At 58.1% G+C, this 25,471-nt stretch carries 25 protein-coding genes; 8 read left to right on the top strand and 17 right to left on the bottom strand.

Annotation, left to right across the window (positions count from 1 at the left end; all coding sequences use genetic code 11):
- The first annotated feature begins 375 nt into the window (after positions 1–375).
- From Q1A59_RS17360 to Q1A59_RS17340, 5 genes are all read left to right on the top strand, one after another.
- Entirely contained in the window at positions 376–627 is a 252-nt protein-coding gene (locus tag Q1A59_RS17360; RefSeq protein ID WP_298406877.1) for a hypothetical protein, read from the top strand.
- A gap of 637 nt (positions 628–1,264) precedes the next feature.
- Positions 1,265–1,639, top strand: a complete 375-nt coding sequence (locus Q1A59_RS17355) for a DUF3592 domain-containing protein (protein WP_298406880.1) — start codon at positions 1,265–1,267, stop codon at positions 1,637–1,639.
- A gap of 13 nt (positions 1,640–1,652) precedes the next feature.
- Entirely contained in the window at positions 1,653–2,450 is a 798-nt protein-coding gene (locus Q1A59_RS17350) for an endo alpha-1,4 polygalactosaminidase (RefSeq protein ID WP_298406883.1), read from the top strand.
- A gap of 187 nt (positions 2,451–2,637) precedes the next feature.
- Positions 2,638–3,168 carry a thioredoxin gene (trxA, locus tag Q1A59_RS17345; RefSeq protein ID WP_298406885.1) on the top strand — a complete coding sequence of 177 codons (531 nt, stop codon included), beginning with the start codon at positions 2,638–2,640 and terminating at the stop codon, positions 3,166–3,168.
- On the top strand, positions 3,165–3,548 hold the full coding sequence (locus Q1A59_RS17340) for a NifB/NifX family molybdenum-iron cluster-binding protein (protein ID WP_299645296.1): 384 nt from the start codon (positions 3,165–3,167) through the stop codon (positions 3,546–3,548). The genes trxA and Q1A59_RS17340 overlap by 4 nt, the downstream gene beginning before the upstream one ends.
- 280 nt (positions 3,549–3,828) lie before the next feature.
- On the opposite strand, the gene Q1A59_RS17335 is transcribed toward Q1A59_RS17340, so the two are convergent.
- From Q1A59_RS17335 to Q1A59_RS17305, 8 genes are all read right to left on the bottom strand, one after another.
- Complete coding sequence (locus Q1A59_RS17335; RefSeq protein ID WP_299645295.1) at positions 3,829–5,112, bottom strand: hypothetical protein; 1,284 nt, start codon at positions 5,110–5,112, stop codon at positions 3,829–3,831.
- Positions 5,113–5,169: 57 nt separating this feature from the next.
- The gene (locus tag Q1A59_RS18195; protein ID WP_366144827.1) at positions 5,170–5,334 is read right to left on the bottom strand and encodes a glycosyltransferase family 39 protein; all 165 of its coding nucleotides are present in this window, start codon (positions 5,332–5,334) and stop codon (positions 5,170–5,172) included.
- Positions 5,262–5,834 (bottom strand): glycosyltransferase family 39 protein, encoded by a 573-nt coding sequence (locus Q1A59_RS17330; RefSeq protein ID WP_298482055.1) that lies wholly within the window; start codon positions 5,832–5,834, stop codon positions 5,262–5,264. The genes Q1A59_RS18195 and Q1A59_RS17330 overlap by 73 nt, the downstream gene beginning before the upstream one ends.
- 522 nt (positions 5,835–6,356) lie before the next feature.
- Positions 6,357–7,931 (bottom strand): YbaK/EbsC family protein, encoded by a 1,575-nt coding sequence (locus tag Q1A59_RS17325; protein WP_299645294.1) that lies wholly within the window; start codon positions 7,929–7,931, stop codon positions 6,357–6,359.
- A gap of 116 nt (positions 7,932–8,047) precedes the next feature.
- A complete protein-coding gene (locus Q1A59_RS17320) occupies positions 8,048–8,905 on the bottom strand; it encodes a DUF72 domain-containing protein (protein WP_299645293.1) in 858 nt (285 codons plus the stop codon).
- A gap of 173 nt (positions 8,906–9,078) precedes the next feature.
- Positions 9,079–10,644: an L-glutamate gamma-semialdehyde dehydrogenase gene (pruA, locus tag Q1A59_RS17315; RefSeq protein WP_299645292.1), complete on the bottom strand. Its 1,566-nt coding sequence runs from the start codon at positions 10,642–10,644 to the stop codon at positions 9,079–9,081.
- A gap of 521 nt (positions 10,645–11,165) precedes the next feature.
- Positions 11,166–12,899 (bottom strand): long-chain fatty acid--CoA ligase, encoded by a 1,734-nt coding sequence (locus Q1A59_RS17310; protein WP_298482050.1) that lies wholly within the window; start codon positions 12,897–12,899, stop codon positions 11,166–11,168.
- 103 nt (positions 12,900–13,002) lie between these two features.
- Positions 13,003–13,173 (bottom strand): hypothetical protein, encoded by a 171-nt coding sequence (locus tag Q1A59_RS17305; RefSeq protein WP_156525280.1) that lies wholly within the window; start codon positions 13,171–13,173, stop codon positions 13,003–13,005.
- A gap of 200 nt (positions 13,174–13,373) precedes the next feature.
- On the opposite strand from Q1A59_RS17305, the gene Q1A59_RS17300 reads away from it, so the two are divergent.
- Positions 13,374–14,414: a tagatose 1,6-diphosphate aldolase gene (locus tag Q1A59_RS17300; protein WP_298408554.1), complete on the top strand. Its 1,041-nt coding sequence runs from the start codon at positions 13,374–13,376 to the stop codon at positions 14,412–14,414.
- 318 nt (positions 14,415–14,732) lie between these two features.
- Here the strand turns inward: Q1A59_RS17300 and Q1A59_RS17295 are convergent, their stop codons facing one another.
- The 6 genes from Q1A59_RS17295 to Q1A59_RS17270 all read right to left on the bottom strand — a co-directional run bounded on the left by Q1A59_RS17295 (position 14,733) and on the right by Q1A59_RS17270 (position 18,718).
- Positions 14,733–14,987, bottom strand: a complete 255-nt coding sequence (locus tag Q1A59_RS17295; protein WP_298408543.1) for a hypothetical protein — start codon at positions 14,985–14,987, stop codon at positions 14,733–14,735.
- 218 nt (positions 14,988–15,205) lie between these two features.
- Positions 15,206–15,949 carry a type 1 glutamine amidotransferase gene (locus Q1A59_RS17290; protein ID WP_298408531.1) on the bottom strand — a complete coding sequence of 248 codons (744 nt, stop codon included), beginning with the start codon at positions 15,947–15,949 and terminating at the stop codon, positions 15,206–15,208.
- Entirely contained in the window at positions 15,946–17,214 is a 1,269-nt protein-coding gene (locus Q1A59_RS17285; RefSeq protein WP_299645291.1) for a glutamate-5-semialdehyde dehydrogenase, read from the bottom strand. The genes Q1A59_RS17290 and Q1A59_RS17285 overlap by 4 nt, the downstream gene beginning before the upstream one ends.
- Positions 17,207–17,542, bottom strand: coding sequence for a hypothetical protein (locus Q1A59_RS17280; RefSeq protein ID WP_298408521.1), 336 nt, complete (start codon positions 17,540–17,542; stop codon positions 17,207–17,209). The genes Q1A59_RS17285 and Q1A59_RS17280 overlap by 8 nt, the downstream gene beginning before the upstream one ends.
- Positions 17,543–17,739: 197 nt before the next feature.
- Entirely contained in the window at positions 17,740–18,234 is a 495-nt protein-coding gene (locus Q1A59_RS17275; protein WP_299645290.1) for a DUF1772 domain-containing protein, read from the bottom strand.
- Between the two features lie 214 nt (positions 18,235–18,448).
- Positions 18,449–18,718, bottom strand: a complete 270-nt coding sequence (locus Q1A59_RS17270; RefSeq protein ID WP_299645289.1) for a hypothetical protein — start codon at positions 18,716–18,718, stop codon at positions 18,449–18,451.
- Between the two features lie 64 nt (positions 18,719–18,782).
- Between Q1A59_RS17270 and Q1A59_RS17265 the strand changes: the two genes are divergently transcribed.
- Positions 18,783–19,721, top strand: a complete 939-nt coding sequence (locus Q1A59_RS17265) for an AraC family transcriptional regulator (protein WP_298408513.1) — start codon at positions 18,783–18,785, stop codon at positions 19,719–19,721.
- A 288-nt stretch (positions 19,722–20,009) separates the two neighbouring features.
- Positions 20,010–21,428: a malic enzyme-like NAD(P)-binding protein gene (locus Q1A59_RS17260; RefSeq protein ID WP_299645288.1), complete on the top strand. Its 1,419-nt coding sequence runs from the start codon at positions 20,010–20,012 to the stop codon at positions 21,426–21,428.
- Positions 21,429–21,467: 39 nt separating this feature from the next.
- Here the strand turns inward: Q1A59_RS17260 and Q1A59_RS17255 are convergent, their stop codons facing one another.
- The 3 genes from Q1A59_RS17255 to htpX form a co-directional block, all read right to left on the bottom strand.
- The gene (locus tag Q1A59_RS17255) at positions 21,468–22,280 is read right to left on the bottom strand and encodes a hypothetical protein (protein WP_298408494.1); all 813 of its coding nucleotides are present in this window, start codon (positions 22,278–22,280) and stop codon (positions 21,468–21,470) included.
- A gap of 28 nt (positions 22,281–22,308) precedes the next feature.
- Entirely contained in the window at positions 22,309–24,324 is a 2,016-nt protein-coding gene (locus Q1A59_RS17250) for an immune inhibitor A domain-containing protein (RefSeq protein WP_298408492.1), read from the bottom strand.
- 190 nt (positions 24,325–24,514) lie between these two features.
- Entirely contained in the window at positions 24,515–25,408 is an 894-nt protein-coding gene (gene htpX, locus Q1A59_RS17245) for a zinc metalloprotease HtpX (protein WP_298408490.1), read from the bottom strand.
- Positions 25,409–25,471 lie beyond the last annotated feature (63 nt).

Here is a 25,471-nt window from a genome sequence, read left to right as displayed (position 1 = left end):
TGGACTGCTGTCAACGTTACCGATTTGGTGTCGAGAGGATATTCCTTTACAATGGGTAGAAGCTTGGTGCTCTATGCTGGCTAAACCTATATTGGTATGCATTGCGATGTTTCGGCGCGTGCTCTAGGTTGACCTTATCGAACGCAAACCAGTTGCTGGTTCAGCAAAAAGCTGGCGAACTCTTTTCCCCGCTTTTGAGCTTAACCGGCAGAGTGTTTTGATGAATCTGCTAGTGGTAGTGCCGCATCCAGCAGCAATGTATCGGTGCGGCAAACAATACCTGCATATTATGAACGTGTATAGAGATGGGATCAGCGGGATGTTGACGCCGGATGCTATCGAGATCCAACTAGCAACGCACTATGGAAGTTAGCGTTGGCGAATCCTTTCTATTACTGGATACCACGAGGTAAACGACGAGCGCAGGGTGGGCAGTGGCAGCACTTGCTCGTCCAAACCGACAGCACGCTTGTTGCGCTGACAACGGCCATCCAAGCCGTCGACGACTCGGTTGATGAGACACGTCCCTTGATCGACACGCAGGCCAATGTTACTACGCGCGAATCGCGCACCATCACCTCTTCCCAGCCAGCGCTTCGTTCGGCGCAGGCCAGTTCACATCATTGATGCCACTTTGGTGGCCTTGATCTCGCTGCCACTCATCAAGCTACGCAGATACGATCGTTCACGATCCCGTAGCCGGTCACTAGCCGATTTTTTTCGTAGTCTTGATCCGATTGCCACCTCACTGGCCGTGATGGAGGAGTCCTTACTTGCGTCTTCAGTTGACCACCACTGGTGATGCAACTGATAAGATTGCTGGCGACATCACCGCTCTTCGCGGCAGCCTTGATCAGGCTTAGCAAGTGATTGGGCAATGCGAATACGTGGTCGCCACGCTGCATTCAGAAAGTGAAGTCTGCGTAACAAAGCCTTCCTGCGCTGCTTAATCAAATGGCATGGTTCTGTCCATGGCCTTAGCGTGGCTCGGCTTAACCCACATCGGCTGGCTCGTGCAAGGTCTTGAGATGCTTGGATCAGCGTTTGCCGGCTCGAAACGAGAGACGGCTACGCATTGCCGAGGATTTATACGTATAAGAAAGGTAACATACGGGATGTTGCACCATCGATGCTGAGCAATTGCGTGAACCTCTACCGGGTAGCGCGTGACTAACATATTCAGAGCGCTGCATAACCTCGTCTTAATCTTCGTTTGCTACGATAGCCAGCGCTAGGCAATCGCTCAACTACTACGAGGTGATCTATGGCGTTGTTTCTGCTTGTGGTGGGGTTTTTCATGCTCTTGTTCGCTGGTTTTGTCTTTTACCAAGGCAATCACTTGGGGCATTATATTGAAACTCAAGGCACCGTGATAGATCTAAAGGTCGACGAAGAAGGCGCGGCGGCGCCAGTGGTGCGCCTTATTACGCAGAACGGTCAGGAAGTGATCTTCACCGGGAAGACGGCTTCCAACCCTCCCGCCCATACCGTTGGTCAAATCGTCACTGTCCGCTACTCACCTAACCGCCCCGACCAAGCGAGTATCAAGGGCGAAGGCAACCTATTTCTGATCGTCTTTGGAGTGGTGGGCGCCATTCTGTTCGGGTTGGGAATGGTAGCGTTGGTGCTGGGCTGGTGAGGCGGCGGTGGTTGTGAGAGTTATTATCTTGCTCCTGCTGCTCGTTGCCGGTTGCGCGCCGTTACCGGTAACTGCACCCACCTCTACGCCGCCGGCGCGGTTGTCGCGGCAAGCACGTTGGCAAATTCAATACACCGGTACGTTGCAGATCGATGTGAATGTAGACGTGTTCAACGTCGATCTCTTTGACACGCCGTCCGAGACCATCGCCCTGCTGCGCCGGCGCGGCGTGTTTGTGATGTGTTATTTCAGCGCCGGCTCGTATGAAGATTGGCGGCCTGACGCCGCGCTCTTTCCGCCAGCAGTGTTGGGTAACGAGATGGCTGGCTGGCCCGGCGAGAAGTGGTTAGATATCCGACAGATCGATGTGTTGGCACCGATCATGCAGGCCCGGCTTGAGCTTGCGGTCAGTAAGGGGTGTGATGGCGTCGATCCCGATAATGTGAATGGGTATGCCAACGATACCGGCTTCCCGTTGACCGCCGCCGATCAGGAACACTACAACATCTTTCTCGCCGAAGCAGCCCATCAACGTGGCTTGTTGATCGGTTTGAAGAACGATCTCGATCAAATTCCTGTCTTAGTTTCCTATTTTGATTGGGCGCTCAATGAAGAGTGCTTTTCGTACCACGAGTGTGACTTGCTGTTGCCCTTCTTGCACGCTGGCAAGCCGGTGTTTGTGATTGAGTATGAGCTGGAACCGGCAGTGTTTTGCCCGCAGGCGCTGGCTATGAATGTCAATGCGTTACATAAGCATTGGCAACTCGATGCCTACCGGGTTGATTGCCGTGAGTGGCCGGTAAGGTCGTAACGTTTGCGCAGCTCTCGTGCTGGTTTTGTCTTGCGACATACGCATAGTTGATGTGGAATGCGGCAGTTTAACTGCCGCATTCCCTATTAAGGATGAAGGCAGTGTAACATCAGAGCGGCATTGCGCATCTTCCTTGGCAGAGGGTTGACCGGTACATGTTCTGCCGGTAACGATGAAGGAGCCTGTGATGAATCTTGCCGAATTTCAAACCCAATTGCGCGCGTATACCCAGCCGGTGGTGGTGGATTTTTGGGCGCCGTGGTGTATGCCGTGCCGGGTGACGCGGCCCATTTTGAAGCGGCTGGCGCAGGAATATCAGGGGAAGGTGGCACTCTGGGAGATTAACGCCGAAGATCATCCTGACCTGTTGCGCGAGTTGAAGATTTTTGGCATCCCGACCCTGATTGCGTTTCGCGATGGCCAAGAGATTTCGCGCCATATTGGCGCTAAGCCAGAGCGCGATCTGAACGAGATGTTTCGCCTGCTCTCGGAAGGCAAGACGCCGCCGCGCCTGAAGCCGGTTGAGCGCCTGCTGCGGATTGCGATCGCGTTAGTACTGGTGGCGCTGGCTTTTGCGACGGGTGGCGGTTGGCCGTTGTATGTGCTGGCCGGTCTCGTCTTCTTTAGCGCCGTCTATGATCGTTGTCCGGTGTGGAAAGCGATTACCGGGTGGGTGCAAGATATCGCCAGCAAGCAGAACTCGGGGAGGGCTTCGTGAAAATCGCCTTTGCCACCGATGACCATCAGACAATTAGCCCGCATCTTGGCCGAGCCCAATGGTATGAGGTGGTGACGATTGAGCAAGGGCAGGTGGTGAGCCGGGAGGCGCGCCCGAAAGGCCGGCACTATCATCAGGAAGGCGAAGTGCACGAGCATCACCGCCATTGTCACCACGGCTCGCACCACTGGTTGATGGAAGCCGTGCCTGATTGCCAGATGGTGGTGGCCCGCGGTATGGGCGAACCGGCCTTTCAGGGGGTGCAAGCTGCCGGCATTCAGGCGATCTGTACGCCTTTACGCACGATTGATGATGCGGTACAGGCGTATATCAACGGTACCCTGATCCACCATCCTGAGCGGGTGCATCGCCGGCATTGAGCGTGGCGCAGTGGCGCAGCATTGGATCATTGCGCGGGCCTCCTGCTCGCTGGGGTGAGGGAGGTTGACGTAAAGCTGCAAAGGTCGCGAAGATCGCGCAGGGGTGGGAATGGGGCGATAGAGAGTGGGCGTAGCCTTCCTTATTCCTATCTCCCCCTTCCCCAGCGGAGGGGCCGGAGGGCCGCTCGATCGCGTACCCCGATAGTGCGATCGCGGGGAAGACCACCATCCCAACTATCGTTACGCCTTAGCGTTTTCCTCACAGCGGGGGTGAGGCAGCTCATTTCCTCACACATTCATACAACACCTGCGTCCCTTCGCGGAATCCTGCGACCGGCGCGCAACGGGTTTGCAGCCACGCACTGATCTGATTGCTCTGTGCGCGCCCGCCGAAGAGCACATAACGCAACCGACCTGCTGCGACTAGTTCCGCAAGCCCTTCGGCGTCAATCACCGGATCACTGCCGCTAAACCCTCCTATGTACAATACCGGCCTGCCGGTCGCCAGCACCAGTGGCGCACCAATTTGCGCGCTAGGCACGGCGACGAGATAGTCAATGCCTTGGGTGTGGGCTTGCAAGAAGGCCAGCAATGTGCTGGGATCGGCGGCCTGATCGGGCGGGTGTTGGTTGGGGAAGGCCGGTGCCTCAGCCGGTGCCAAGAGACCTGTGCCGAACTGTGATCCGACATACGCACCCGGCAGTGCCACATCCGGATTTTGCTCGGCCACGGTGAGCACTGACCATGCTAGTGGGGTGATGAGCATGGCGACAACCAGAAAGGCATATGCTGCCACGAACGCCATCTGCCGCAGCCACCGGTGCCCCATTAGCAGAGCGATCAAACCGCTGGCCAGCCCGATGGCCGCGAGCCGCAGCCACCACGCATCTTGTCCGTATTGCCTCGCCAGCCACCATTGGAAGGCGAGCGTGCCGGCAGCCGCTAACGCCAGTGTCCATTGCACCCAACCCTGTTCCCGTTTGCGCCACCAGACTGCTACCCCGCTGCCGATCACCGCTGCTAGCGGCGCAGCTAACATGATCAGGTAGTAATCGTGGAAGAAGTTGGCGACGCTGAAGAAGACCAGTCCAATTAAGAGCCAGCCGCCCCAGAGTATGACTGCCTGATGCTCGGCAGCTAATGGCCGTGACGGGTGCGCGGTAATGGTTAGTCCGATCAAGCAGACTAACCCAAAGGGCAATAGCCAGCTTAGCTCTTTGGCTAACGGCGGCACGAACAAGCGGATGGCTGACGGCGTGCCGATCTCTTGCGCGAATATGTCATCGCTTGGGCGACTTGCTGGTGGGAAGGGTGGCCCACCGCCTACACCCGGCGGCGGTTGGGCAAAAGGAGGATACGGAGGATTATCCGGCGATTGGTTTGGGTGGTAGCTACTGGAATCGGTGATGCCTGCCGGTGGTGCGCCCGACGCATTGCGCTGCATCCCCAGCAGACGGTTGATCCCGTTGTAGCCGATCATCAACTCGACCACGCTATTGCGCTGGCTGCCGCCGACGTAAGGACGGGCGCTGGCCGGCGTTAGATCGACAATGATGGCCCACAATAGCGACGCCGTTAGCAGCAAGACGGTCGTGACGCCAAGCTGGAAGATCTTCTGCCGCTATGGTTTACTTGTGCCAAAGAAATAGAGGGCGTAGAGTGCAGGCAGCGGTAAAAACACTTGCAGCATCTTGATATTAAACCCCAATCCCATCAGCCCGCCGCCAAGCAACAGCCAGCGCAGCTTACCGTTCTCGGTGGCCGTGATGAATGACCACGTTGCCAACAGCAGCGTAAAAACCAGCTCCCATCCATCGTGTTATTGCGATCGGTACCGATCACCACTGGCGTGATCGCAAGAACGGTGGCGGCGACGAGACCGGCTAGCGTCCCCGTGTGGCGCTTGACCAGTGTATACAGCAGCGGAATGCCAAAGATACCGGCGAGGATGTTGGGCAAGCTGACTGCAAACCCGTTCACACCCAACGCCAGCGCAAAAGTAGCCTCAATCCACAAGCCAAGCGGCGGCTTATCAACCGTCACCGAACTACCCGGTTCGGCAGCGACAAAGAAGAAGTTATGCCACGATTGCAGCATCGACTTGACCGCCGCCGTATAGTACGCATTGGCGTCGCCAATTGCTTGGATATTGGCGAAGTGCAAGCTGGCGGAGAGCGCCATCAGCGCCAGCAGCACGGCGCGGTTGAAGGTCAGCCCGTGCTGGCGTGGCCGTTCCAGCCACGAAGCGGGTTCAGGCAACGGTTGGATGGCGGTTGAAGAGTTCATGAGGACATACCCTCTAATCTCTATGCACCAAACTCTGCTCGTTCTTGATGAGCGACGTGGTTCGGCATGTCATACCCATACTCGCTCGCTGCCGTTGCAATGTGGGGGTGTTTGGGAATTAAACGGTTGGATCAGCGACCTCAATCGTTATAGACCGCCAACGCGCGCTCCGTTCACCCCGCCAGCTCATGAGAGCGCTTGATCATCAGTCCCGAGGTCGGCTGGCTGGCGCGCATTTTGAATGACACCTTTGTCGATTCGCTCAGCACCATTGCCGGGCAGAATCAAATCGGGCTGCTCCTATTGGGAGCAGGATAGCGCCAAAATGCAGGAGTTCGTCACGTCAGCGCAGAAATGCCCCTCTGCGCAAGCTTGACACTGCTTATCACTAGCAGAACGAGGCTTGTTGGCGGTATTGAGCAACTTGTAGCATTGCCAGCAGCTTGGGCTGGTCTGGCATAAGCTGTCAGGCTTCGCGCCCGTCTGCCGATGCTCGTACCTGATGTCGAGATGATCATCAGTTTACGCAGAATCTCTGCCCTGCAACCACGCTACCACCTTTGCCCGTGCGATCACCGTCGCTTGAGCCTCGGTGCGTCGGCGCACTTCGACCTGCCCGGCGGCCAGCAGTTTTTCGCTCACCACCACCCGCCACGGCGCACCGATCAGATCGGCGTCGTTTAACTTCACCCCCGCCCGCTCGTCGCGGTCGTCGAGCAGCACTGCCAACCCGGCGGCGCGCAATTCGCCGGCTAGTTCTTGCCCTGCGGCTGCCACTGCTTCACCCCGGCCTAACGTGACCAGATGCGCATCCACCGGCGCGATGGCCGCTGGCCAAACGATGCCGCGTTCGTCGTGGTGCTGCTCGACGGCGAGGTGCAGCAGCGGTTCGAGGTCGAGTTCGATTCCAGCAAGGTGCAATGACCGGTTTTGACCATCAGCGTCTTGCACTAGTAGATCTGTAGGTTGCGGTTCGCTGATCGCGCCGATGACTGCGCCGCGCCCTTCGCTGCGCGTCGCGCCGCAGCGTGGACAAGCGTCGCCGGCGGCGGCTTGAGCGATGTCAGCGACAATCGTCGCTTGCCAGTCGCGCCCGTAAACCACGTCGCGCAGATGGTAGCCGGGCCGGTTCGCGCCGGCGACCAGTGGCGCGCCGTTGCAAACGCTCAGATCGGCCACCACCAGCACCTCGCGCAACCCTACTGGCGAAGCGTAACCGGGCGTCGCGCCGCAGGCTTGAATCTGCTCAGCGCTGGCCGGCACAAGGTCGCCGGCATCGATCGCCGCAGCTAGCTTGGTCAAACTCGCTTCGCGGTCGCCGCGCACTACGGCGAACACCAGCCGTTGCCTGCGCTGGTCGTAAAAGAAGAGGGCCTTGGCCGTGGCAGCTGTCGGGATGCCGAGATATTCGGCCAGCGCCGCGATCGTATTCGTGCCGGGCGTCTCGACCAGACTCATCGCTGGCGTTGGGCCGGTGTAGGGTGGCGGTGGCGCCAATGGGGCCAGTTCGAGCGGCGCACGCCAGCCGCATGTCGGGCAATCGAGGGTGGCTTGCGGTGCGGCTTGGCTGTCAACGATAAGCGTGGTTGCGCCGGTGGCAAGCAAGGCGTCAGCAATGTTGCCAAGCCCGCACTGGTGCAACGCTTCGCCAAGCTGCGCGCGGGCAGCAGTGAGCAAGCTCTGCGTCTGCGCTGCATCAAGCGCCAGCGCCGCCCAGCTCAGTGTAGCCGACACCGGCAAATCCAGCAAGGTGGACCGGCTGCGGGTTGGTCGCTTCCGCCGCCGCCAACTCCAGATCGTCTGCGGCAATTGCCGGTACGAGTCGATGTCACGCCGGGCCAGCGCAATAATCGTCTTTAGCCATGGTTCGACGGTGGTGGTTGGCAGCGTCACCTCTTGCGCGCCGCCAGCGTGCATTGCTGCGGTCAGATGCGTTGCCAAACGCCGCAGCGCCGCGCTGCCCAACGGCAACAACGCCGGCGCGCCGGCGTTCAGTGTGCGCAGGATGCCGGCTCGCCATAACAATTGTTCTGCTACTGAAGTGGCTTCGGCGGGCGCTTGGCGCAACGTGCGCCCAAACAAGCTGGTAAGATGCATCAGTGTCGCTCCATCCATTCAGTCAGTGCAGGTATTGCCCGCGCAGCGCTCGCCGGGGGAAGTCGACGCATACGTCGTCCCGATGTTATTACTGCGTCGCCTTGGAATGCGTCAACTTACCCAAACAACCCCAACTGCTCTGGTGCTTCAGGTGAACGATCCCCCGCTGCGGTCACTGGCGCTCCCAACCCACGTAGCCGGGCCGCGATCTGGCGGCACAGATGCGGCGACTGCGTTTCGTCAGGGCAGTGCATAAACAGGTAGATGTTGGAGTCGGTCACGACCCATTCGGCGATCCGCGCTGCCCATTCATCTAAAAAGGGCGCATTGCGCGCCAGATCGGGATGGCCAATGTAGCGCACCAGTGTTGGCCCGCGGCTGCGCAGCGGGCGTAACGGCACGTCAGGCTTGCGCTCACGGGCATCATTTAGTAATACTCCGCCGGGATCGTTCGGGTTCCGGATCGGGCGCACGTCCATGATTACTCGCCCGATCCGGTATCGCTCCAGCAACTCCATTAGCGGCGCTTCCGCCACTGGTAAATACCAGTCGGGGTGGCGCACCTCGATTGCCAGTTCCACTTCGCGCGGCCAACCGGCCACAAACCGCTCGAGATCGGCGCGGCGAGCCGGGCCGTACCCCGGCGGCAATTGCAGAAAGAACGGGCCGCACCGTTCCCCCAACCCTTGCATCCGTTCGACAAAGGCGTGCGCCTGCGACAACTTCTCGGCCAGCGGCCCGGCATGGCTCACCTCGCGCGGCAATTTGCAGCAAAAGCGAAAGCTGGCCGGCGTCTCGGCGACCCACCGCGCTACGGTTGCCGGCGACGGCGTCGCGTAGAAGGTGGTGTTACCTTCCACGGTCGTCAACTGCCGGCTATACAGCTTGAGAAACTCGCTGCTGCGCGTTCCCGGCGGGAATAAGTCGCCTATCCAGCCGGGGTAGGCCCACACCGCGCAACCGATTCTGATCATGGTTGTGCCTTAATATGTTTGTAAACGCAAAGACGCAAAGCTGTTTTGAGAATCTTTCTGCCACACGTGTGCATAGCCCTTCGAGGTTAGCTCTTACCTTCTCAAATCACCCCCACCCCTGCCCCTTTGCGGCACCAGACAGCCGTCCGGCTTTACCACACCTTTGCTTCGTCCTAGAACCGCTCACTGATTACCTTAGGTTGGGTAAACAACCGCAGATAATCGCTCCCGCCGGCCTTACTGTCGGTGCCCGACATATTGAAGCCGCCGAACGGTTGCACCCCCACCAGCGCGCCGGTACACTTGCGGTTGAAATAGAGATTACCGACATGGAACTCCTCACGCGCCCGTTCGAGCCGTTCGAGCTTGCGGCTATAGAGGCCGCCGGTCAGACCGTATTCAGTATCGTTCGCGATGGCCAACGCCTCGTCGAAGTTAGCGGCGCGGATGAAGGCCAGCACCGGCCCAAAAATCTCTTCTTGCGCGATACGAGCGTGGGGAGGCACATCGGCAAACACGGTAGGATTGATAAAGAAACCACCGTCTTTCACCAATTCGTGGTCGATCACCTCACCGCCGGCCACCAACCGCCCCTCTTCTTGTCCAATCGCGATATACTGGCTGATCGAATCGAAGGCGCGCTGATCGATCACCGCACCCATATCTGTCTCTGGCTTGGTCGGATTGCCTAGCCGTAACGCTTTGGCTTTCTCAATCACCCGCTGCAACACCTGATCGTAGACCTGATCAATCACAATTGCCCGCGAACAGGCGCTGCATTTTTGGCCTTGGAACCCAAAGGCGCTCACAACAATCCCGGTTGCCGCCGCCTCAAGATCGGCTGTCTCATCGACGATAATGGCATCTTTCCCGCCCATCTCAAGGATCGGACGCTTAAGCCAATGTTGGCCGGGTTGGCGTATGGCGGCGCGCTGCTGGATGCGCAGGCCGACATTCTTTGAGCCGGTGAAGCCGATGAAGCGCACTAGCGGGTGGTCGACCAGAAAATCACCGATCACCGCATCTTCGCCGGTGACGAGATTGACGACTCCCGGCGGCAAGCCAGCCTCTTCCAAAATCTGCACCAGCAAGTTCGCCATTACCGGCGCACGCGGCGACGGCTTGAGCACCACCGTATTCCCAACCACAATCGGCGCCACCGTCAGCGTTGTTGCAATCGCGAGGGGGAAATTCCACGGCGGAATCGCTAACCCCGGCCCCAGCGGAATATAGCGCAACTCGTTAAATTCGCCGGGGTAGGGCACGAGCGGTTGTCGTTCACCTTGGAGTATCAACGCCTGCCGCGCGTACCACTCGCAAAAATCGATCGCCTCGGCTACATCAGCATCGGCTTCGACCCAATTCTTGCTCACCTCGTACATCATCCACGCCGCCAGTTCCTCTTTCCGTCGGCGCATAATCGCCGCTGCGCGTAACAAGACCTGCGCCCGCGCGCTCACCGGTGTGCGCGACCAAGTGCGGAAGGCGGCGTCAGCCGCGAGTACTGCCTGATGGGCCTGCTCTTGCGAGGCGCTGCTGGCGTAGCCGACCACCTTCTTCGGCTCAGCCGGGTTGATCGAAGCAAGCTTGCGCTCGGTCACGATGTGTTCGCCGCCGATCACCAGCGGATATGTCGCGCCCTGTTGTCCAGCGACGTGCCGGATCGCCCGCTGCATCGCCGCGCGCCGGTCGCCGCTGTCAAAATTGCCAAACGGTTCGTTTTGAAAAGGGGTCAGCATATTCTTCTCCTTGCCGCTGTAGGCCTGCCATCACTGCTCATTGTAGCAGGGAAACGGACGAGCCGCGCTAAACATCATTCCTTGCCTGCCGAGAGCTGGGGAAGGGCCGAAGGTGAAGGCCAATGACATAGCTGCAGAGGCGGCAAAGGCGCAGTAGAGCCGGACAGCCGTCTAGTTTCGCACAGGCGTGAAACACCAAGGCGTAAAGAGCGCAAAGGGTTGGGAATGAGGAGGCGGGAGCGAGGCCCTTTTCCTATTCCTCACACCCTTCTCCTGATCTCCCCTCCTCTAGCGGGGGAAGGGGCCGGGGGTGGAGGCATCTTCTCCCAGCGAGAGGGGGCAAGGGGGAAAGGGCCATCAGCCCGCGCAGCGGGCTTAGTACGGATAGCCCGGCCCTTGAGGGCCGGGTGCCGTAAAAAGACGCAAAATGCACAACAATAGTTTGTTTTTGAGAGTGTTCGTGGCTATCCAACCCAACCCCCTCTTCTGCCACGCGGGAGAGGGGGTTGGGATAACCCACTTTACGCAGTCGCCATCGCCGCCTTCTGTTTGGCCTTTTCTTCCTCGACCAGCACACGGCGCAACACCTTGCCGACCAGCGTCTTAGGCAGCTCGGTGCGGAACTCAACCTCGCGTGGTACCTTATACGGGGCAAGGTGCAACTTGCAGAACTCCTTAATCTCTTCAACGGTCGGCTGCTCACCCGGCTTTGGCACAACAAACGCCTTCACCGTATCATCGCCACGCTGTGGATGCGGAATGCCGACGACCACTGCTTCCATCACCTTGGGGTGCATAAAGAGCACTTCCTCGACATCGCGCGGCAGCACCTTCAAACCGCCGACGTTGATCATATCCTTCTTGCGGTCAACGATATAGAAGTAGCCGTCCTTATCCACGCGCGCAATATCGCCAGTGTGCAGCCAGCCATCGGCATCGATCGTCTGCGCCGTCTCCTCAGGCCGTTGCCAATAGCCCTTCATCACCTGCGGCCCACGCACGCACAGCTCGCCGGTTGCATCGCTGCCCGGTTCAATCTCCTTGCCAGTGTCAAGATCAATCACCTTTGCCTCGGTATCGGGCAGCGGGATGCCAATGCTACCGGCACGACGCTCGCCAAAGACCGGATTGCAATGCGTCACCGGGCTGGCCTCGGTCATGCCGAAGCCTTCGACGAGACGGCCACCGGTCAGTTGGCCGAACTTCTCTTGCACGTCCATCGGCAGCGGCGCCGATCCACTGATACATGCCTTTACGCTGCGCAGGTCGTACTCGTTGACCTTCGGGTGGTTAATAATGCCGATGTACATCGCCGGTACGCCGGGGAAGAGCGTGCAGCGCTCGCGCTGGATAACTTTCATTACATTGTCGATCGGGCGCGGGCTGGGCACGATCACAATCTCGGCCCCGATGTGGATGCTGTACATCATCGCCACGGTCATCCCGTAGACGTGGAAGAAGGGGATGGCTGCCATCATCTTCTCTCCACCGGGCTCACCACGAGTCAACCACGCTGCTACTTGTACCGTGTTAGCAATGAGATTCCGGTGGGTCAGCATCGCCGCTTTGGGCAGGCCGGTGGTGCCGCCGGTGTATTGGAACAGGGCGACATCATCGGGCTTGATATTGACTTTGGGCGGCGTCGGGCCGTACTTCTCGAGCAGGTGCTGAAAGAAGAAGATGTCCTGCTCAGGCATGACATCAACCCATTCCGGTGTCTTCTTTTGCGCACTCTTCACCAGCAGATTCGAGGGGAAGCCGAGCGTATCAAAGATATGGGCCACGATCACCCGCTTGACCGGCGTTTCCGCGCGCACCTCACGCAAGCGCGGCCAGAACAGGTTCAGTAACACGATCGTTTCAGCGCCCGAGTCATGCAGTTGGTGCTGCAATTCGCGCCCGGTGTAGGTTGGATTGGTGTTGACCACAATCGCGCCGAGCCGCATACAGGCAAAGAAGGTGATAATGTAATGCGGCGAGTTGGGCAACATCACCGCCACCCGATCCCCTTTGCGCACACCGAGCTGGTAAAGCGCCGTCGCCATCCGGTCAACTTTTTCGTTCAACTGCCGATAGGTGAATTTGCCGCCAACGGTGAATCGCCCGCCCAGCAGATAGCGCAACACAAAATTGGTAGCAGTGTGATCGGCGTAGGTTTTGGCGCTGTTGTTTAACATGTCGCTGAGCGTAATGTCAGGATAAGTCAGCGACTGCGGCACGCTCGGCTCGTAGTACGACAACCAAATCTTGTCCAAATTGCACCTCCTTGTGCGACCTAACGTGATGAAGGGGAATACAATACATTGCTTACCGCTCAGCGGTGAAGGCGATCGCCTTCACCGCGCCGCCGGCCATTGCCTACACATCGTCGCGGAGCCAGCCCCGCTCGCGGGCGATGAACTTGATCGTTGCATCGTCGGGCGGGTACAGTCCGGCTGCTTGATAGGCGTATGCTAACAGTGCCGCGCCGCCGATCAAGCCAATAATCAGACCAAGCAGAAAGGTGAAGACACCGATCACCTGTTTCATACAACCTCCCCGTGTCTCTTCCCATGCACATTGGGGAAATACACTTCGATTGTACCATATTTTACCGGCGTTGGAAGTGAATCGAGTATAATAAAGGTGTTGCCACTCTGCTCCTTCCCAGTCTGTGTACGCAAGCTATTTCCCTTCTGCTAGACGATCACGCTGGTTGTTGCCCGATGATGGAAACAAGGAGTTGTCCAATGGCTAAAGTGAAAATGACGCGGGGCAAGTTTAATGGGATTCAAGCCTGTGCTGACGCCAATGGCATTATTGCAGCGGCGGCGATGGATCAGCGCGGTTCGCTAAAAAAGGCGATTGCAAAAGCGCGTGGTGCAGATGCATCGAACGAAGATCTGACAATGTTCAAGACCGCTGTCACGCGCATTCTCACTCGCTACGCGAGCGCCATTTTGATGGATCCGGAGTACGGCTTGCCGGCGATTGCCCAGCGCGCTCCCGGTACCGGTGTTTTGCTGGCCTACGAGAAGACCGGCTATGACGCTTCGGTTCGTGGTCGCTTGCCCGATCTGCTCGATGTCTGGAGTGTGCGTCGGCTGAAAGAAGCTGGTGCCGATGCGATCAAGATTCTGCTCTACTACAATCCTTTCGATGATCCGGCAATTAACGAGATCAAGCATGCCTTTATCGAGCGGATCGGCGCCGAGTGCGCGGCCAACGATATTCCTTTCTTCCTTGAGCCGATCGCCTACGATGACACGGTTGGCGATGAGAAGAGCTTTGAATTTGCGCTGGTGAAGCCCAAGTATGTCACCGCCTATATGGCCGAGTTCTCGAAGCCGCAGTATGGTGTTGATGTGCTCAAGGTCGAAGTGCCCGTGAATGTGAAGTTTGTTGAGGGGATGCGCGTGTTTAGCGGCCAAAAAGCCTATAGCCGTGAAGAGGCGAAGGAATACTTCCGGCAGGCTGCTGCTGCTGCGTGCAAACCCTTCATCTATCTCAGCGCTGGCGTCTCTGATGAGGTGTTCCGCGAGACGCTCGAGTTGGCTGCCGAAGCTGGAACGCCCTTCGCTGGTGTGTTGTGCGGCCGTGCAACATGGCAAGATGGTATTCCGGTCTATGCCCAGCAGGGGTTGGCGGCACTAGAAGCATGGCTTGAAGATCGCGGCGTGGCCAATATTACCGCGCTGAATGAGACGCTGGCCAAGGGTGCGAAACCGTGGTGGACGATCTACGGCGGTCTGGAGAATATTGAGATTGTTGATCTGCCAGTGGTGAGTTAGTTCCTGCCTCACTTAGCTCCCTTCTCCTCCTAGTGGGAGAAAGGGGTGGACAGAACGCATACGTGTATATGGTTTGCTCTCACCCCTCGCTCCCTCTCTCACCTCACGGTGGGAGAGGGGGCGTACCGTGTCACTGGCTCAGCTATGCACTCGACCGCAAGGAATGATCGCTCCTCGCTTGCAGAGTGGGAGAGGGGATGGGGGTGAGGGCCATCAGCCCGCGCAGCGGGCTTCGTAATGGTAGCCCGGCCCTTTAGAGCCGGGTTGTCTGGTGAATGCAGATGTTCTGTCTGCCCTTGAACCAGCAGGAGAAGGGGGTTACAGTCCCACAATCCCCATTCCACCCCTTCCGGCCCGGCGCAGCCGCTCGATGGTTGACCAGCGCGGCGTCTCAGGAACGCGCGTTGGTTGCAACCCCTGCACCATCAAACGCATCGAATCGCGCCAGCGCGCCGGTGGTTCAGATGGCATTGCTACGGTCTGCGCCGCCTCTTCAGCCAGTAACAGGGTAATCGCTGCAACCGCCGCCGCAGCTTCTTCTTCGGTTGGCGTGCCAGTGGTCGTGATGAGCATGATGCCGTCTCCTCCAAAGAAACCTTATCGTTCTTCGGTGTAGCTTAACGACAATCCGTTTCCATCCGTCGCACCTGCGTTAATCCGTGCCCATTCCGTCTGCCGCCCTGCATAGCACGTGCCGAAAACGGGAACTTGTTTCGGCGCTACCCCCTCTCACAATAACACCAGCGAGCGGCATGCTACGCCTGATCCGTGTATATCCGTCTCCCATTTCACTAAGTCTGCCCTATTAACCGCTGTACCATCACGCGCTGTGCTGCTAATTCGCGTTCGGCAGGCAACGGCGCTAGTTCGACCTGCGCCCCGTAGCGCCGGCGCAGCGCCAGCCTGATCAAGTGATCGGTCAGTTGCGGATTTTTCGGCAACAACGCACCGTGCAGATAACACCCAAACGTATTGCGGTAGATTGCACCGCCCCAGCCGTCTTGGCCGTTGTCGCCATAGCCGGCTAGTACCTTGCCTAGTGGTTTGACACTTGCCCCGTGGAAGGTGCGCCCGCTGTGGTTCTCAAACCCCACCAATCGCCACGGCCCCCGTCCTAGATCAACCTCGATCACAATGTTGCCGATCATCCGCTGTTTGCCGGCGATGGTATGCACATCCAGCACCCCTAAACCGGGCAGCCGCTCGCCGGTGTGGGTAAGGAAGTAGTGACCGAGCAATTGGTAGCCGCCACAGATTGCCAGCATAACCAGATCGTTCTCCATCGCGGCCCGCAATCCCGGCCCCTGCCGCTCGATCAGATCGGTTGTGATCAGCGTCTGCCCGCTATCTTGACCGCCGCCGAAAAACGCCAGATCGACCGATCCCCAGTCAATCATATCACCGGGATTTACAGGAATAACCTCTAGCTCAATGCCGCGTCGCAGGCAACGTTGGCGCAGGGCGATCACGTTGCCGCGATCGCCATAGACATTCATGTGATCCGGGTAGAGGTGGGCCAAGCGCAATCTGATCATGCTCGCACCAAATAATCTCCCTCGCCGATCCACGTATACGTCGTCAATTCCCGCAATCCCATCGGCCCGCGTGCGTGCAGCCGGTTGGTTGAGATCGCCACTTCAGCCCCCAAGCCGAACTGACCGCCATCGTTGAAGCGGGTACTCGCATTAACAAACACTGCGGTCGCATCGACTTCGCGCGTAAATCGAGCTGCGCTGATCGGATCGCCGGTTAGGATAGCTTCAGAATGACCACCGTACTGGGCGATATGATCGAGCGCCTCGTCAATATCACCCACCACCTTAATCGCCACAATCAGAGCAAGAAACTCGCGCCCAAAATCGGCTGGCTCAGCCGGTTTGATGTTCCATGCTTCATGACCGGGCGCATCCGACAGGATTGCCAGCGCCTCAAGATCACAACGCATCTCGACGCCATGCTGGGCCAATGCCGCAGCGACCATCGGCAAGAAGGCCGTCGCCGCGTCACGATGCACTAGCAGCGTGTCGAGTGCATTGCATGCTCCCGGTCGCTGCACCTTGGCATTCACAATCACCGGCACCGAACGGGCAAAGTCAGCACTCGGCTCGACATAAATATGGCTTACGCCCATCCCGCCGACAATCACCGGCACCGTCGCATTTTCAACGCAGAAGCGGTGCAGGCTAGCGCCACCGCGCGGGATTATCATATCCACATAGCGATCCAGCCGCAGTAACTGCCGCACTAACTCGCGGTCGGGATCGGTAATGCTCTGGACTGCAAACACTGGCAGACCGGCCTCCTTCAAGGCGCCGGCAATAACAGTGGTGGTCGCGGCGACGCTACGCCCAATATCGCTGCCACCGCGTAAGATTACCGCATTACCGGCTTTGAGGCACAACGCAGCAATGTCAACCGTTACATTCGGGCGCGCCTCGTAAATCGCGCCAATCACACCGATCGGTACCCGCCGCTTATACAAGCGCAACCCCGACGGCAACTCGCGCTGATCGAAGATTTCACCTACTGGATCGGGTAACTCCGCTACCTTCCGGCAATCGTCAGCAATCGCTTTCAGCCGCGCTTCGGTCAACAGCATCCGATCGACAATCGCCGGCGGCGTGCCAGCCCGTTCGGCATCAGCCACATCAGCCGCATTCGCGGCCAATATCTCGTTTTGCCGCGCCAGCAGGCCATCGGCAAGCGCATGGAGCGCAGCATTCTTTTGCTCGGTCGCCAGATTTGCCAGCGCACGCGCCGCCTTCTTCGCTCGCCGGCCAATCATCTCTAGATCAATCATCGCGCGAACCTCCCCGCTTGTGTTCATCATAGCGGCGCCGTTCCGATTCCAAGTAGCGCCGGGCGCGATCAAAGCGATCCTCTAACTCGCCGCGCTGGTATGCCTGCCAGAGCAACCATACCGCCGCTAGTGCCAATCCGCCACCCACTACCATGAGCGGTAAGAGCGCTGTCGTAACCATATTTGACGTGGCAATCACCACCATCGCTGCTGCTCCTAACCCAAACGCGAGCCGCCGCCGCGAACCGGCAGCGCTGCGCTGAAATTGTGCTAGGAGCAACACCGCAATGATCAGCGCTACAATGATACGGATGATGTCAGGATTCATGATCGTATTCCTGTGGTATGTGTCTTGGCGGCATTGTACCACGGTCTGCTGGCGTAAGTTGCGCTGTGGTTGGCGAGGGGGGATGCGCATAGTGAATGACTATTCTGCGAGTGGTGGCTGCGAATGGAACACCCGCAGCAATCACATAGAATCAGGATGCGCTGTTGCTGAAAAAGCTAGCGAACGGAAGAATTCATTTATCCGCTCGCCTCTCCCTCTCCAAACGCCGCCCAGATCAACAAGCCAAAACTCACGTAGTTGATCGGCGTCCGGATCGCATTCAATTGATTCCATGCTTCTCGCACTTGTGCCCAATCTGCCGGCGGCGCTGCTTGATCCCACGCCAAGACAGCATTGTTGATCGGCACGTTTAACACGATCGTAAAGACGCCAACCCCAAAAAAGAACAGCGCCCATCCCAATGCTGTGAGTCGCCAATAGGTCGTGTGACGCTGCGACCATAGCCGGATGAGCGGGTACAATGGTAGCCACATCGCTAGATTCGCCACGACGATAACACCTGTTGGAAAGGCGTCGAGCGCCCGAATCAGACCCTGTTCGACATGTGCGTACTCGGTGGCGTTCAGCGTAGCTAGCGTTGGGATCACGCCTTGCTCGAAGGTGTAGAGCAGGCCGGCAAAAAGTCCAACCGCGAAGGTATAAATGAGATGGACGATCCGGATGCTTACCATACAATTGCTCCTGTGGTGTGCTTACCAGAACGGCGGTTCAAAGATTTTGAGCGCCGGAATAATGATCACCAGTATGCCCATTGCGACGCCGACCTGATTGGAACGGCGCGCTAGTGTCTGATACTCGTTGCCTCGAGCATCTTGATTTGCCGGCTGAGCAAGGGGGTGTAGAGGCCATACGCCATTGTCCTCGCCACAAGGGAGAGTGCGATCGCTATCCACAACAATGGTACGACGCTCTTGCCCCTGCAATCATGAGTGTGCTGGTGACGGCCCCAATGAGGTAGCAGGGATTAGCCACGTAGTCATCAATAAACTTGACGCCGTGCGGCGCAAATGGCAAGCTAGCAGGATTGCGCGTACCGCGGGCAATCCAAATGGCATAACTGGCGTTTAAGCCAACCGCTGTCATCGCGGCCAAGATGTGTAGTAAAACCAGCAGGGTGTAGATGAAGGGCTGCGCCCCTTTCGGTGGTGGATGCATCGGCATTTCTCCCCTTAGCAGACGGCTTATACCGAGACTATAATGGAACAATACTGGATGATCTATGTTGATCTATCCGTATATTTTTGCCGATCGTCCACCCATCATGGATACACTCACCTACATCCTCGATACGTTACGCCTCAGCAGCAGTGTCTACTGCCGTTCTGAGCTTGGTTCGCCGTGGGGCTTGCACTTTGCGCCGCACCCATGCGCAGTCTTTCATGTGCTGCATCGCGGTAACGGCTATGTGCGGTTAGCCGGCGATGATACCTTGCTGCCGGTGGGTGAGGGTGATGTGCTGCTCTTACCCGGTGGCGACGAGCATACCCTCTGCGAAACGCCGACCGCGCCCCTCTTCCGTAATCTTGAACTGGATCAGTGGGGAAGCTGCGCATTGATGCGCTGGAGCGATCAACCAACTGCGATCGTGCTGTGCGGGACGTTCGATATTGAGCGACGCGATCTGTTGCCGCTGCTGCAACAGATGCCCCGGATCGTCTATATTCCACATCGCGAAGCAGGCACGTTTGCCAGTGTACTGGCATTGATGGCTGCCGAAGCCGAAGCCGACCGCCCCGGCAAAGAGGTGGTTTTGCGCCGGCTGGCTGATATTCTGTTTATTCAGATCATCCAGCGCTGGGTTGAGTTGCAAGGAGTCGAGCGTTGTGGTTGGCTTGGCGCGCTGCACGATCCGCTGATTGGCAAGGCGCTCGGCCTCATCCATAGCCAGCCCCAGCAGCCATGGACTGTTACTGCGCTAGCGCAGGCCGTGGCTTGTTCGCGATCGGCTTTTGCCGCTCGTTTTTCTGCTCTGACTGGCGAGGGGCCAATCGCTTATCTCACCCGCTGGCGCATGCAACTAGCTGCTCGGTTACTTACCGAACATCCCCATATGCGGGTGAGCGAGATTGCCGAGCGGGTCGGCTATCATTCCGAAGCGGCGTTTAGCAAGGCGTTCAAGCGTGAGGTCGGTGTCGCGCCGCGTCAGTATCGGCGATAAAAGCTGTGAATAGCCACAAAAGGACACAAAAGACGCGAAAATGAGAGTACAAGTTGTGCCTTTTGTGGCTCTCTACAGCTATTCCGCTGGTGCTTCTTGTGTCTCTTGGGGGCTGTTCCAACTCGGCCCGCGCAGCGGGCTTCCCAATCCTATCTCCGTTCCCTGCCGGGCTTGCAGCACCTGCTCACCACATTTGTTACTTGTGGTACTATACAAGAATAAGGCAGTGATGCCTGTCAACGTGACGGGCATTTTTGTGTGTTACAGCCAGAAAACGAGGTGAAGGGTATGTCCGTTGGGGTGGCTTATACGCTGACCTTGCGCTGCCAAATTGAGAATCGGCCCGGTATGTTAGGCCGGCTCACAACCCTAATTGGCGAGGTCGGCGGCGACATCGGCGCGATCGATATTGTCCGCGTCGAACGCAACATTCTCGTGCGCGACATCACCGTGCGCGTACAAGATGAACAGCACGGCGAGCGACTGGTAGCCGCAATCAACACGCTCCCGAACATTAAAGTGCTTCAGGTGAGTGACCGTGTCTTTCTGGCCCACCTCGGCGGCAAGCTTGCTACCCAGAGCCGCGTATCGCTAAAGACCCGTGATAACCTCTCACTGGCCTATACGCCGGGGGTGGCCCGCGTCTGCCGCGCTATCGCCGACGATCCCGAAAAGGTTTATTCGTTGACGTGGAAAGGGAACAGTGTGGCGGTAGTCAGCGATGGTTCGGCCATTCTCGGTTTGGGCAATCTTGGCCCCGAAGCGGCCATGCCGGTGATGGAGGGCAAGGCGATCCTGTTTAAAGAGCTGGCCAATATTGACGCAGTGCCGATTTGTCTGCGTTCGCAGGATCCTGACGTGATCGTGCAGACGGTTGAGCAGATTGCGCCCAGTTTCGGCGGCATCAATCTCGAAGACATTTCCGCCCCTAATTGCTTTATTGTCGAGGGCCGGCTCGAAGAAAGCCTCGATCTGCCCGTGATGCACGATGACCAGCATGGCACTGCTGTGGTAGTGTTGGCCGCCCTCCGCAACGCCTTGCGTCTGGTGAGCAAGACGCTGGCCGATGTGCGCGTGGTGGTGAATGGTATCGGCGCTGCGGGTACTGCGATTATTCGCACGCTGCTCGAAGCCGGTGTCGGTGAGATTACAGCAGTGGATCGGTTTGGCATCTTGGTTGAAGGGGATCATGCCCGCCAGACGCCAATGCAACGCATTATCGCTTCGTTGACCAACCGCGAGCGCCGGCGCGGCGATCTAGCTGTCGCTCTGCGCGGGGCCGATGTGTTTATCGGCGTGTCAAAGGGTAATATCCTCACCCCTGATCATGTGCGGTCAATGAGCGCCGATCCGATTGTCTTTGCGTTGGCCAACCCCATTCCCGAAGGCGATCCCGATATGCTGCGCCAGTATGCTCGGGTGGTCGCGACCGGGCGCAGCGATCAGCCAAACCAGATCAATAATGTGCTGAGCTTCCCCGGGATCTTCCGCGGCGCGCTCGATGTCAATGCCCGTAAAATCACTTCGGCGATGCGGCTCGCCGCTGCTAATGCGCTGGCCGATGCCATTCCGGCTGAAGAGATGAACGAAGACTATATCGTGCCGAGTGTTTTTAATCGCCAGATTGTGCCGGCCATCGCTGCTGCGGTGGCGCGGGCCGCAATCGAGGATGGCGTTGCTCGCCGCACCCACATGCCGGGTGATTGACATTGAAGCGGGGCAAGGTATGACGTGCCCCGCTTGTCGCTACCGTAACCACTCCTGCCAAGCGGCTTCAAGGGTTGCTAAATCAACCCCATAGACGCCTTGATAATCGGCGCTGCCGGGTGTGCTATTGCCGCTGCGGTAAAGCCGGTCGAAGGCCTCGCGGCCATACGTGACCAGCAGATATTCGACGAAGCTGGCCCACTGGTAGTAGAGGGTGTTCATTTCGGCGACGGGCCGGCCGAGATGGTTGGCTGCCAATGGCAGCGGCGCTTCCCCGCCAAGGAAGTCGCGGAAGGTGGCGTGCCGGCTCAGCCAGTAGTGTCCTGCGCCCCACGTTGCCCAGCCTTCGAGTACGATCGGGTCACTGTTGAGATGCGCATCACCGTAGTAGTCGTGGGCTAATTGGTGGACAAGTTCGTGCGCTAGAATGGCAACGACGCGGTCAGATGGAATGGCGGCACAGGTAAAGACTTGTACTTCGCGATTCTGCGTGTAGGCTACGCCGTGCAACGTGCAATTCGCTTCGGTGTTAATCGTGATCGTTATTGGCTCGGAAAGGGTCGTGGCAGTGCGTGCGCTGACGTAGGCGAGTGCAGTGGATAGCTCGGCAGTGATTGCGTCGAGGCTGGCGCTGGCCGGCAGCGCCAGCGGCGCAACGCTGATCCGCAGCATATCAGTCTGTGCTGGCAGCAGCGCCCTTCTGAGCGCCAGCGTCGCGCCGCCCCCGCTGAACTCAGCGACCAGAGGGGCAAGGCGGCGTGGCTGATGGGCACGGCTAACAATGATCACCGCCGCTGCGACGATCAAGACGATGGCGGCTAGCAGCCAGCGCATGCTAAGTGGAAATCTCACCTGTAGCCTCTCGGAAAGGCATAGCACGCTATGCCCCGGTGTCGCTGCAGATCACCTCGTACCGCGCCCGTTCACCGGTATGCGGTGTGACCGCAATCACGACCAATACCCCCCGCTCGCCGTTGTTCAACGTTGCCGTCGCGACGCCATCAGCATTGACTTCCAACGCCTCGACGGTGATCTGGCCATTGGCCGCCGTGCGCACCAGCCGTAATTCCCACTGCTGCGGCAGATCGCCGTCAATCCGCACAAAGCCAGCAGCTTCCCAATCGCCCGTCCCGCTTTCTACATCATCGCGGAAGCCGATTTCAGGAATGGCGATGTTGTCAATCATAATCCCCGGCGCATGCACCCCTTGATCATTGATCGACCAAAAGCGCAGCAATACCTCTTGCCCGGCAAATGGCGTCAGATCCATCTGCTCGCTCACCCAGCGCCCGCGCAGGCCATCTTCTATGTTTGCCTCTGGTCTACCCGACACCCCGGTTAACCCGTGGCCGTAATTCACCCCCTGTGGGTCATAGTCGGTTGTCCATTTGCCGGGTAGAGTCTCCCATGTTCGACCACCATCGGTTGAGACGGTGACGAAAGCGTAGTCATAATCGTCTTCGATCTCGAACCACGTGTCGAAGATGAGTGTGGCCGAACTGACGCCGCGCAGATCGATCTTGCGCGTGAGCGTTGCAATGCTATCGTCGCTGCGGTTGCTCCACCATGCATAGCGTCCGCGTGGCATCTGTCCGGCGATCCGCACGGTGGTGTCGCCGCGGAAGGTGACGGTGCGTGTATTGCGTGGCAACGATAGATAATCAACCCCAAACTGCACGATGTCGTCGCTGTGGCGGTTGTCTATTACGTCTGGGCGTACAGTGCGCGGCAACAAATTGCTCAATTCGGTGCCGGTATCGTAGGTGTAACGTCCATCACCTACCTTGGGGTTATTGATCAGATTGGCAACCGCCCAATCGGCCATAATCTGGCGAAAATGGGTAATGTCAGGTCGGGTGCGCGCGGCAAGTTCGACGAATGCTTCGAGGTTGTTCCCCGCGTTTGCGCGGATGAGTGGCCGCAGTTGGTCTTTGCCGGCGTATTGGGCGTAGATGTAGCGCATAAAAAGATGGGCTGCACCGTAATGCACTCCTGATTGGCCCGGCGCAAAGCCCCATCCCGTCAGTTGAATGTCGGTATTGCGTAGGTACAGTGGAATGAAACCATCACTCTGAAAGCCGTTGAGATCTTCGGCTAATTGCGACATGCCTTCGTTCAGCCAGAGCGCGCTGCTCGCTTGTTCGTTCTGGTGAATCATGTGCTGAAATTCGTGAGCCAGCACGTCAAGGTAGGTATCACTGTCGAACGGCATGAGTTCGATGTTCATAAAGAACATCTCGCGCTCATTGCTGTAGCGATTGACTTGGCGTGTTAGCGAGTCGCTCGACGAGTAGTAGCCGAGGATTTGGCGGCTGCGCTCGACAGCATTGAGAATTGTGATCCGGTTATCGCCATCAACACCGGGTTGCGCTTCACTGCCAAAAATTTCGCGAGTGCGCGGGTAAATCTCTTGCTCAAAGATACGCGCTGCGCGCTCTAAATCTCGCTGATTGTAAGGAACGCCGGTTTCCACATACATGAGCACTACCGGCCCGGCATAGCGCAGCTCGGCCGTGATTTCATACTGTGTATTGGTGCCAAAGTCGGTCACAAAGAAGGTTTGCTGCTCGCCAACTTGCACCTCAAGCGGTGTAGTACGGGCAACGTCAGGGCATTCGTCTGGCGCTGGGCGGCATGTGCCTAGTTGGCGAGCGAGTTCGATCTGATCACGCGGCAGGCGAGCAGCGGCATCAATCAGCGCGATCTCATCAATCTCACTGTTCGATTCGGGTATCTCTGTCGTGATTGGTGTTGGTGATCGGGGTGGGGCATTGGTTGAGCCTGAGCTGGCGAGTGGCGTAGCTGTGGGCAAAACGTACTCTGGCGGTTTCTCGACCGGCAGCATGCAGCCGACTAGTACGGCAAACATGCTGATGATAAGGAGGAGTTGTTTCATAAGAAGTCTGCTATGTTTGGTTAGAGATAATCGCACTGTGCTAATGTTGATCATCGTTGGTTGGTGAAACACGACTGTCTAACGCCTATTGCCAGCATTGTACCGCAAAACAGGCGCCGCTCACCATTGAGCGACGCCTGCTGAAAGGGGGAAGGAGGAAATCTATAGTAACGCGCTACGTGAGAGCTGATTAGGCCATAAGCGCAGGGTTGCCACTACGATTGGCCATCGCGCGCAGACGCGAGATCCGTTTGTGCGTCTCTGGGTGGGTACGGAAGAGACCGGCCAGCCCGCCCAGTATCGGATTGACGATGTACAGGTGTGCAGTCGCTGGGCGAGCTTCCTCCATCGGCATCCGGCTAGCCGCCCACTCGATCTTCTCAAGCGCGCTTGCTAGTGGTAACGGATTGCCAAGGATTTGCGCGCCGCCAGCATCAGCCATGTACTCACGCGAGCGCGAGATTGCCATCTGAATAATCAGAGCCATGATTGGGGCTAGCATCGCAGTGAGCACACCTCCCACCAAGCCCGCGATGCCACCACCTTCTTCCTCATCACTACCGCCAAGACCGGCAAAAATCATTCCCCACATCACCATATCGGCCAACATGCCAATTGCGCCAGCGATCGTCGCCGCAATTGATGAGATCAGCGTGTCGCGATGCTTGATGTGCGCCAGCTCGTGTGCAATCACGCCGGCAAGCTCTTCGCGAGTGAGCAGGCGGGCAATGCCAGTGGTCACTGCCACTGCGCCGTGCTCAGGGTCGCGTCCGGTAGCAAAAGCGTTGGGTGCATCAGTGTCGATGATGTATACCCGCGGCTTGGGAATGCCCGCCCGGCGCGACAATTCTTCAACCATTGCATGCAATTCGGGCGCTTCACTTGGTGAGACCTCTTGCGCGCCGCTCATCTTCAGCGCAAGTTTGTCGGAAAACCACCACGCGCCCATATTCATCACAATGGCCAAAACGAAGGCGATGATCATGCCGAGCTGGCCGCCAACTGCGCCGCCGATCACAATAAAGAGGCCAGTGAGCAGGCCAAGCAGACCAACCGTTTTCAAGCTATTTACAAATATCGTCATGTGGCATCCTCCACAATGATGAGCAAAATGCTTGCGATTGCATCGTTAGTATACCGATAAGCA

The organism is uncultured Chloroflexus sp. (genome assembly GCF_937951745.1).
GTDB lineage: Bacteria > Chloroflexota > Chloroflexia > Chloroflexales > Chloroflexaceae > Chloroflexus.
Note: the sequence above shows the minus strand (reverse complement) of the source record. Positions and strands in the feature narration are given on the sequence as shown.

Bases quoted from the DNA above. Each gene is read 5' to 3' on its own strand.
- Q1A59_RS17330 (WP_298482055.1), bottom strand. From the start codon at position 5,834: ATGAACTCTTCAACCGCCATCCAACCGTTGCCTGAACCCGCTTCGTGG.
- Q1A59_RS17260 (WP_299645288.1), top strand. From the start codon at position 20,010: ATGTCCGTTGGGGTGGCTTATACGCTGACCTTGCGCTGCCAAATTGAG.
- Q1A59_RS17275 (WP_299645290.1), bottom strand. From the start codon at position 18,234: ATGGTAAGCATCCGGATCGTCCATCTCATTTATACCTTCGCGGTTGGA.
- pruA (WP_299645292.1), bottom strand. From the start codon at position 10,644: ATGCTGACCCCTTTTCAAAACGAACCGTTTGGCAATTTTGACAGCGGC.
- Q1A59_RS17290 (WP_298408531.1), bottom strand. From the start codon at position 15,949: ATGATCAGATTGCGCTTGGCCCACCTCTACCCGGATCACATGAATGTC.
- Q1A59_RS17355 (WP_298406880.1), top strand. From the start codon at position 1,265: ATGGCGTTGTTTCTGCTTGTGGTGGGGTTTTTCATGCTCTTGTTCGCT.
- Q1A59_RS17295 (WP_298408543.1), bottom strand. From the start codon at position 14,987: ATGCTCATCACGACCACTGGCACGCCAACCGAAGAAGAAGCTGCGGCG.
- Q1A59_RS17280 (WP_298408521.1), bottom strand. From the start codon at position 17,542: ATGAATCCTGACATCATCCGTATCATTGTAGCGCTGATCATTGCGGTG.
- htpX (WP_298408490.1), bottom strand. From the start codon at position 25,408: ATGACGATATTTGTAAATAGCTTGAAAACGGTTGGTCTGCTTGGCCTG.
- Q1A59_RS17270 (WP_299645289.1), bottom strand. From the start codon at position 18,718: ATGCATCCACCACCGAAAGGGGCGCAGCCCTTCATCTACACCCTGCTG.
- Q1A59_RS17250 (WP_298408492.1), bottom strand. From the start codon at position 24,324: ATGAAACAACTCCTCCTTATCATCAGCATGTTTGCCGTACTAGTCGGC.
- Q1A59_RS17305 (WP_156525280.1), bottom strand. From the start codon at position 13,173: ATGAAACAGGTGATCGGTGTCTTCACCTTTCTGCTTGGTCTGATTATT.
- Q1A59_RS17320 (WP_299645293.1), bottom strand. From the start codon at position 8,905: ATGATCAGAATCGGTTGCGCGGTGTGGGCCTACCCCGGCTGGATAGGC.
- trxA (WP_298406885.1), top strand. From the start codon at position 2,638: ATGAATCTTGCCGAATTTCAAACCCAATTGCGCGCGTATACCCAGCCG.
- Q1A59_RS17325 (WP_299645294.1), bottom strand. From the start codon at position 7,931: ATGCATCTTACCAGCTTGTTTGGGCGCACGTTGCGCCAAGCGCCCGCC.
- Q1A59_RS17265 (WP_298408513.1), top strand. From the start codon at position 18,783: ATGTTGATCTATCCGTATATTTTTGCCGATCGTCCACCCATCATGGAT.
- Q1A59_RS17285 (WP_299645291.1), bottom strand. From the start codon at position 17,214: ATGATTGATCTAGAGATGATTGGCCGGCGAGCGAAGAAGGCGGCGCGT.
- Q1A59_RS17300 (WP_298408554.1), top strand. From the start codon at position 13,374: ATGGCTAAAGTGAAAATGACGCGGGGCAAGTTTAATGGGATTCAAGCC.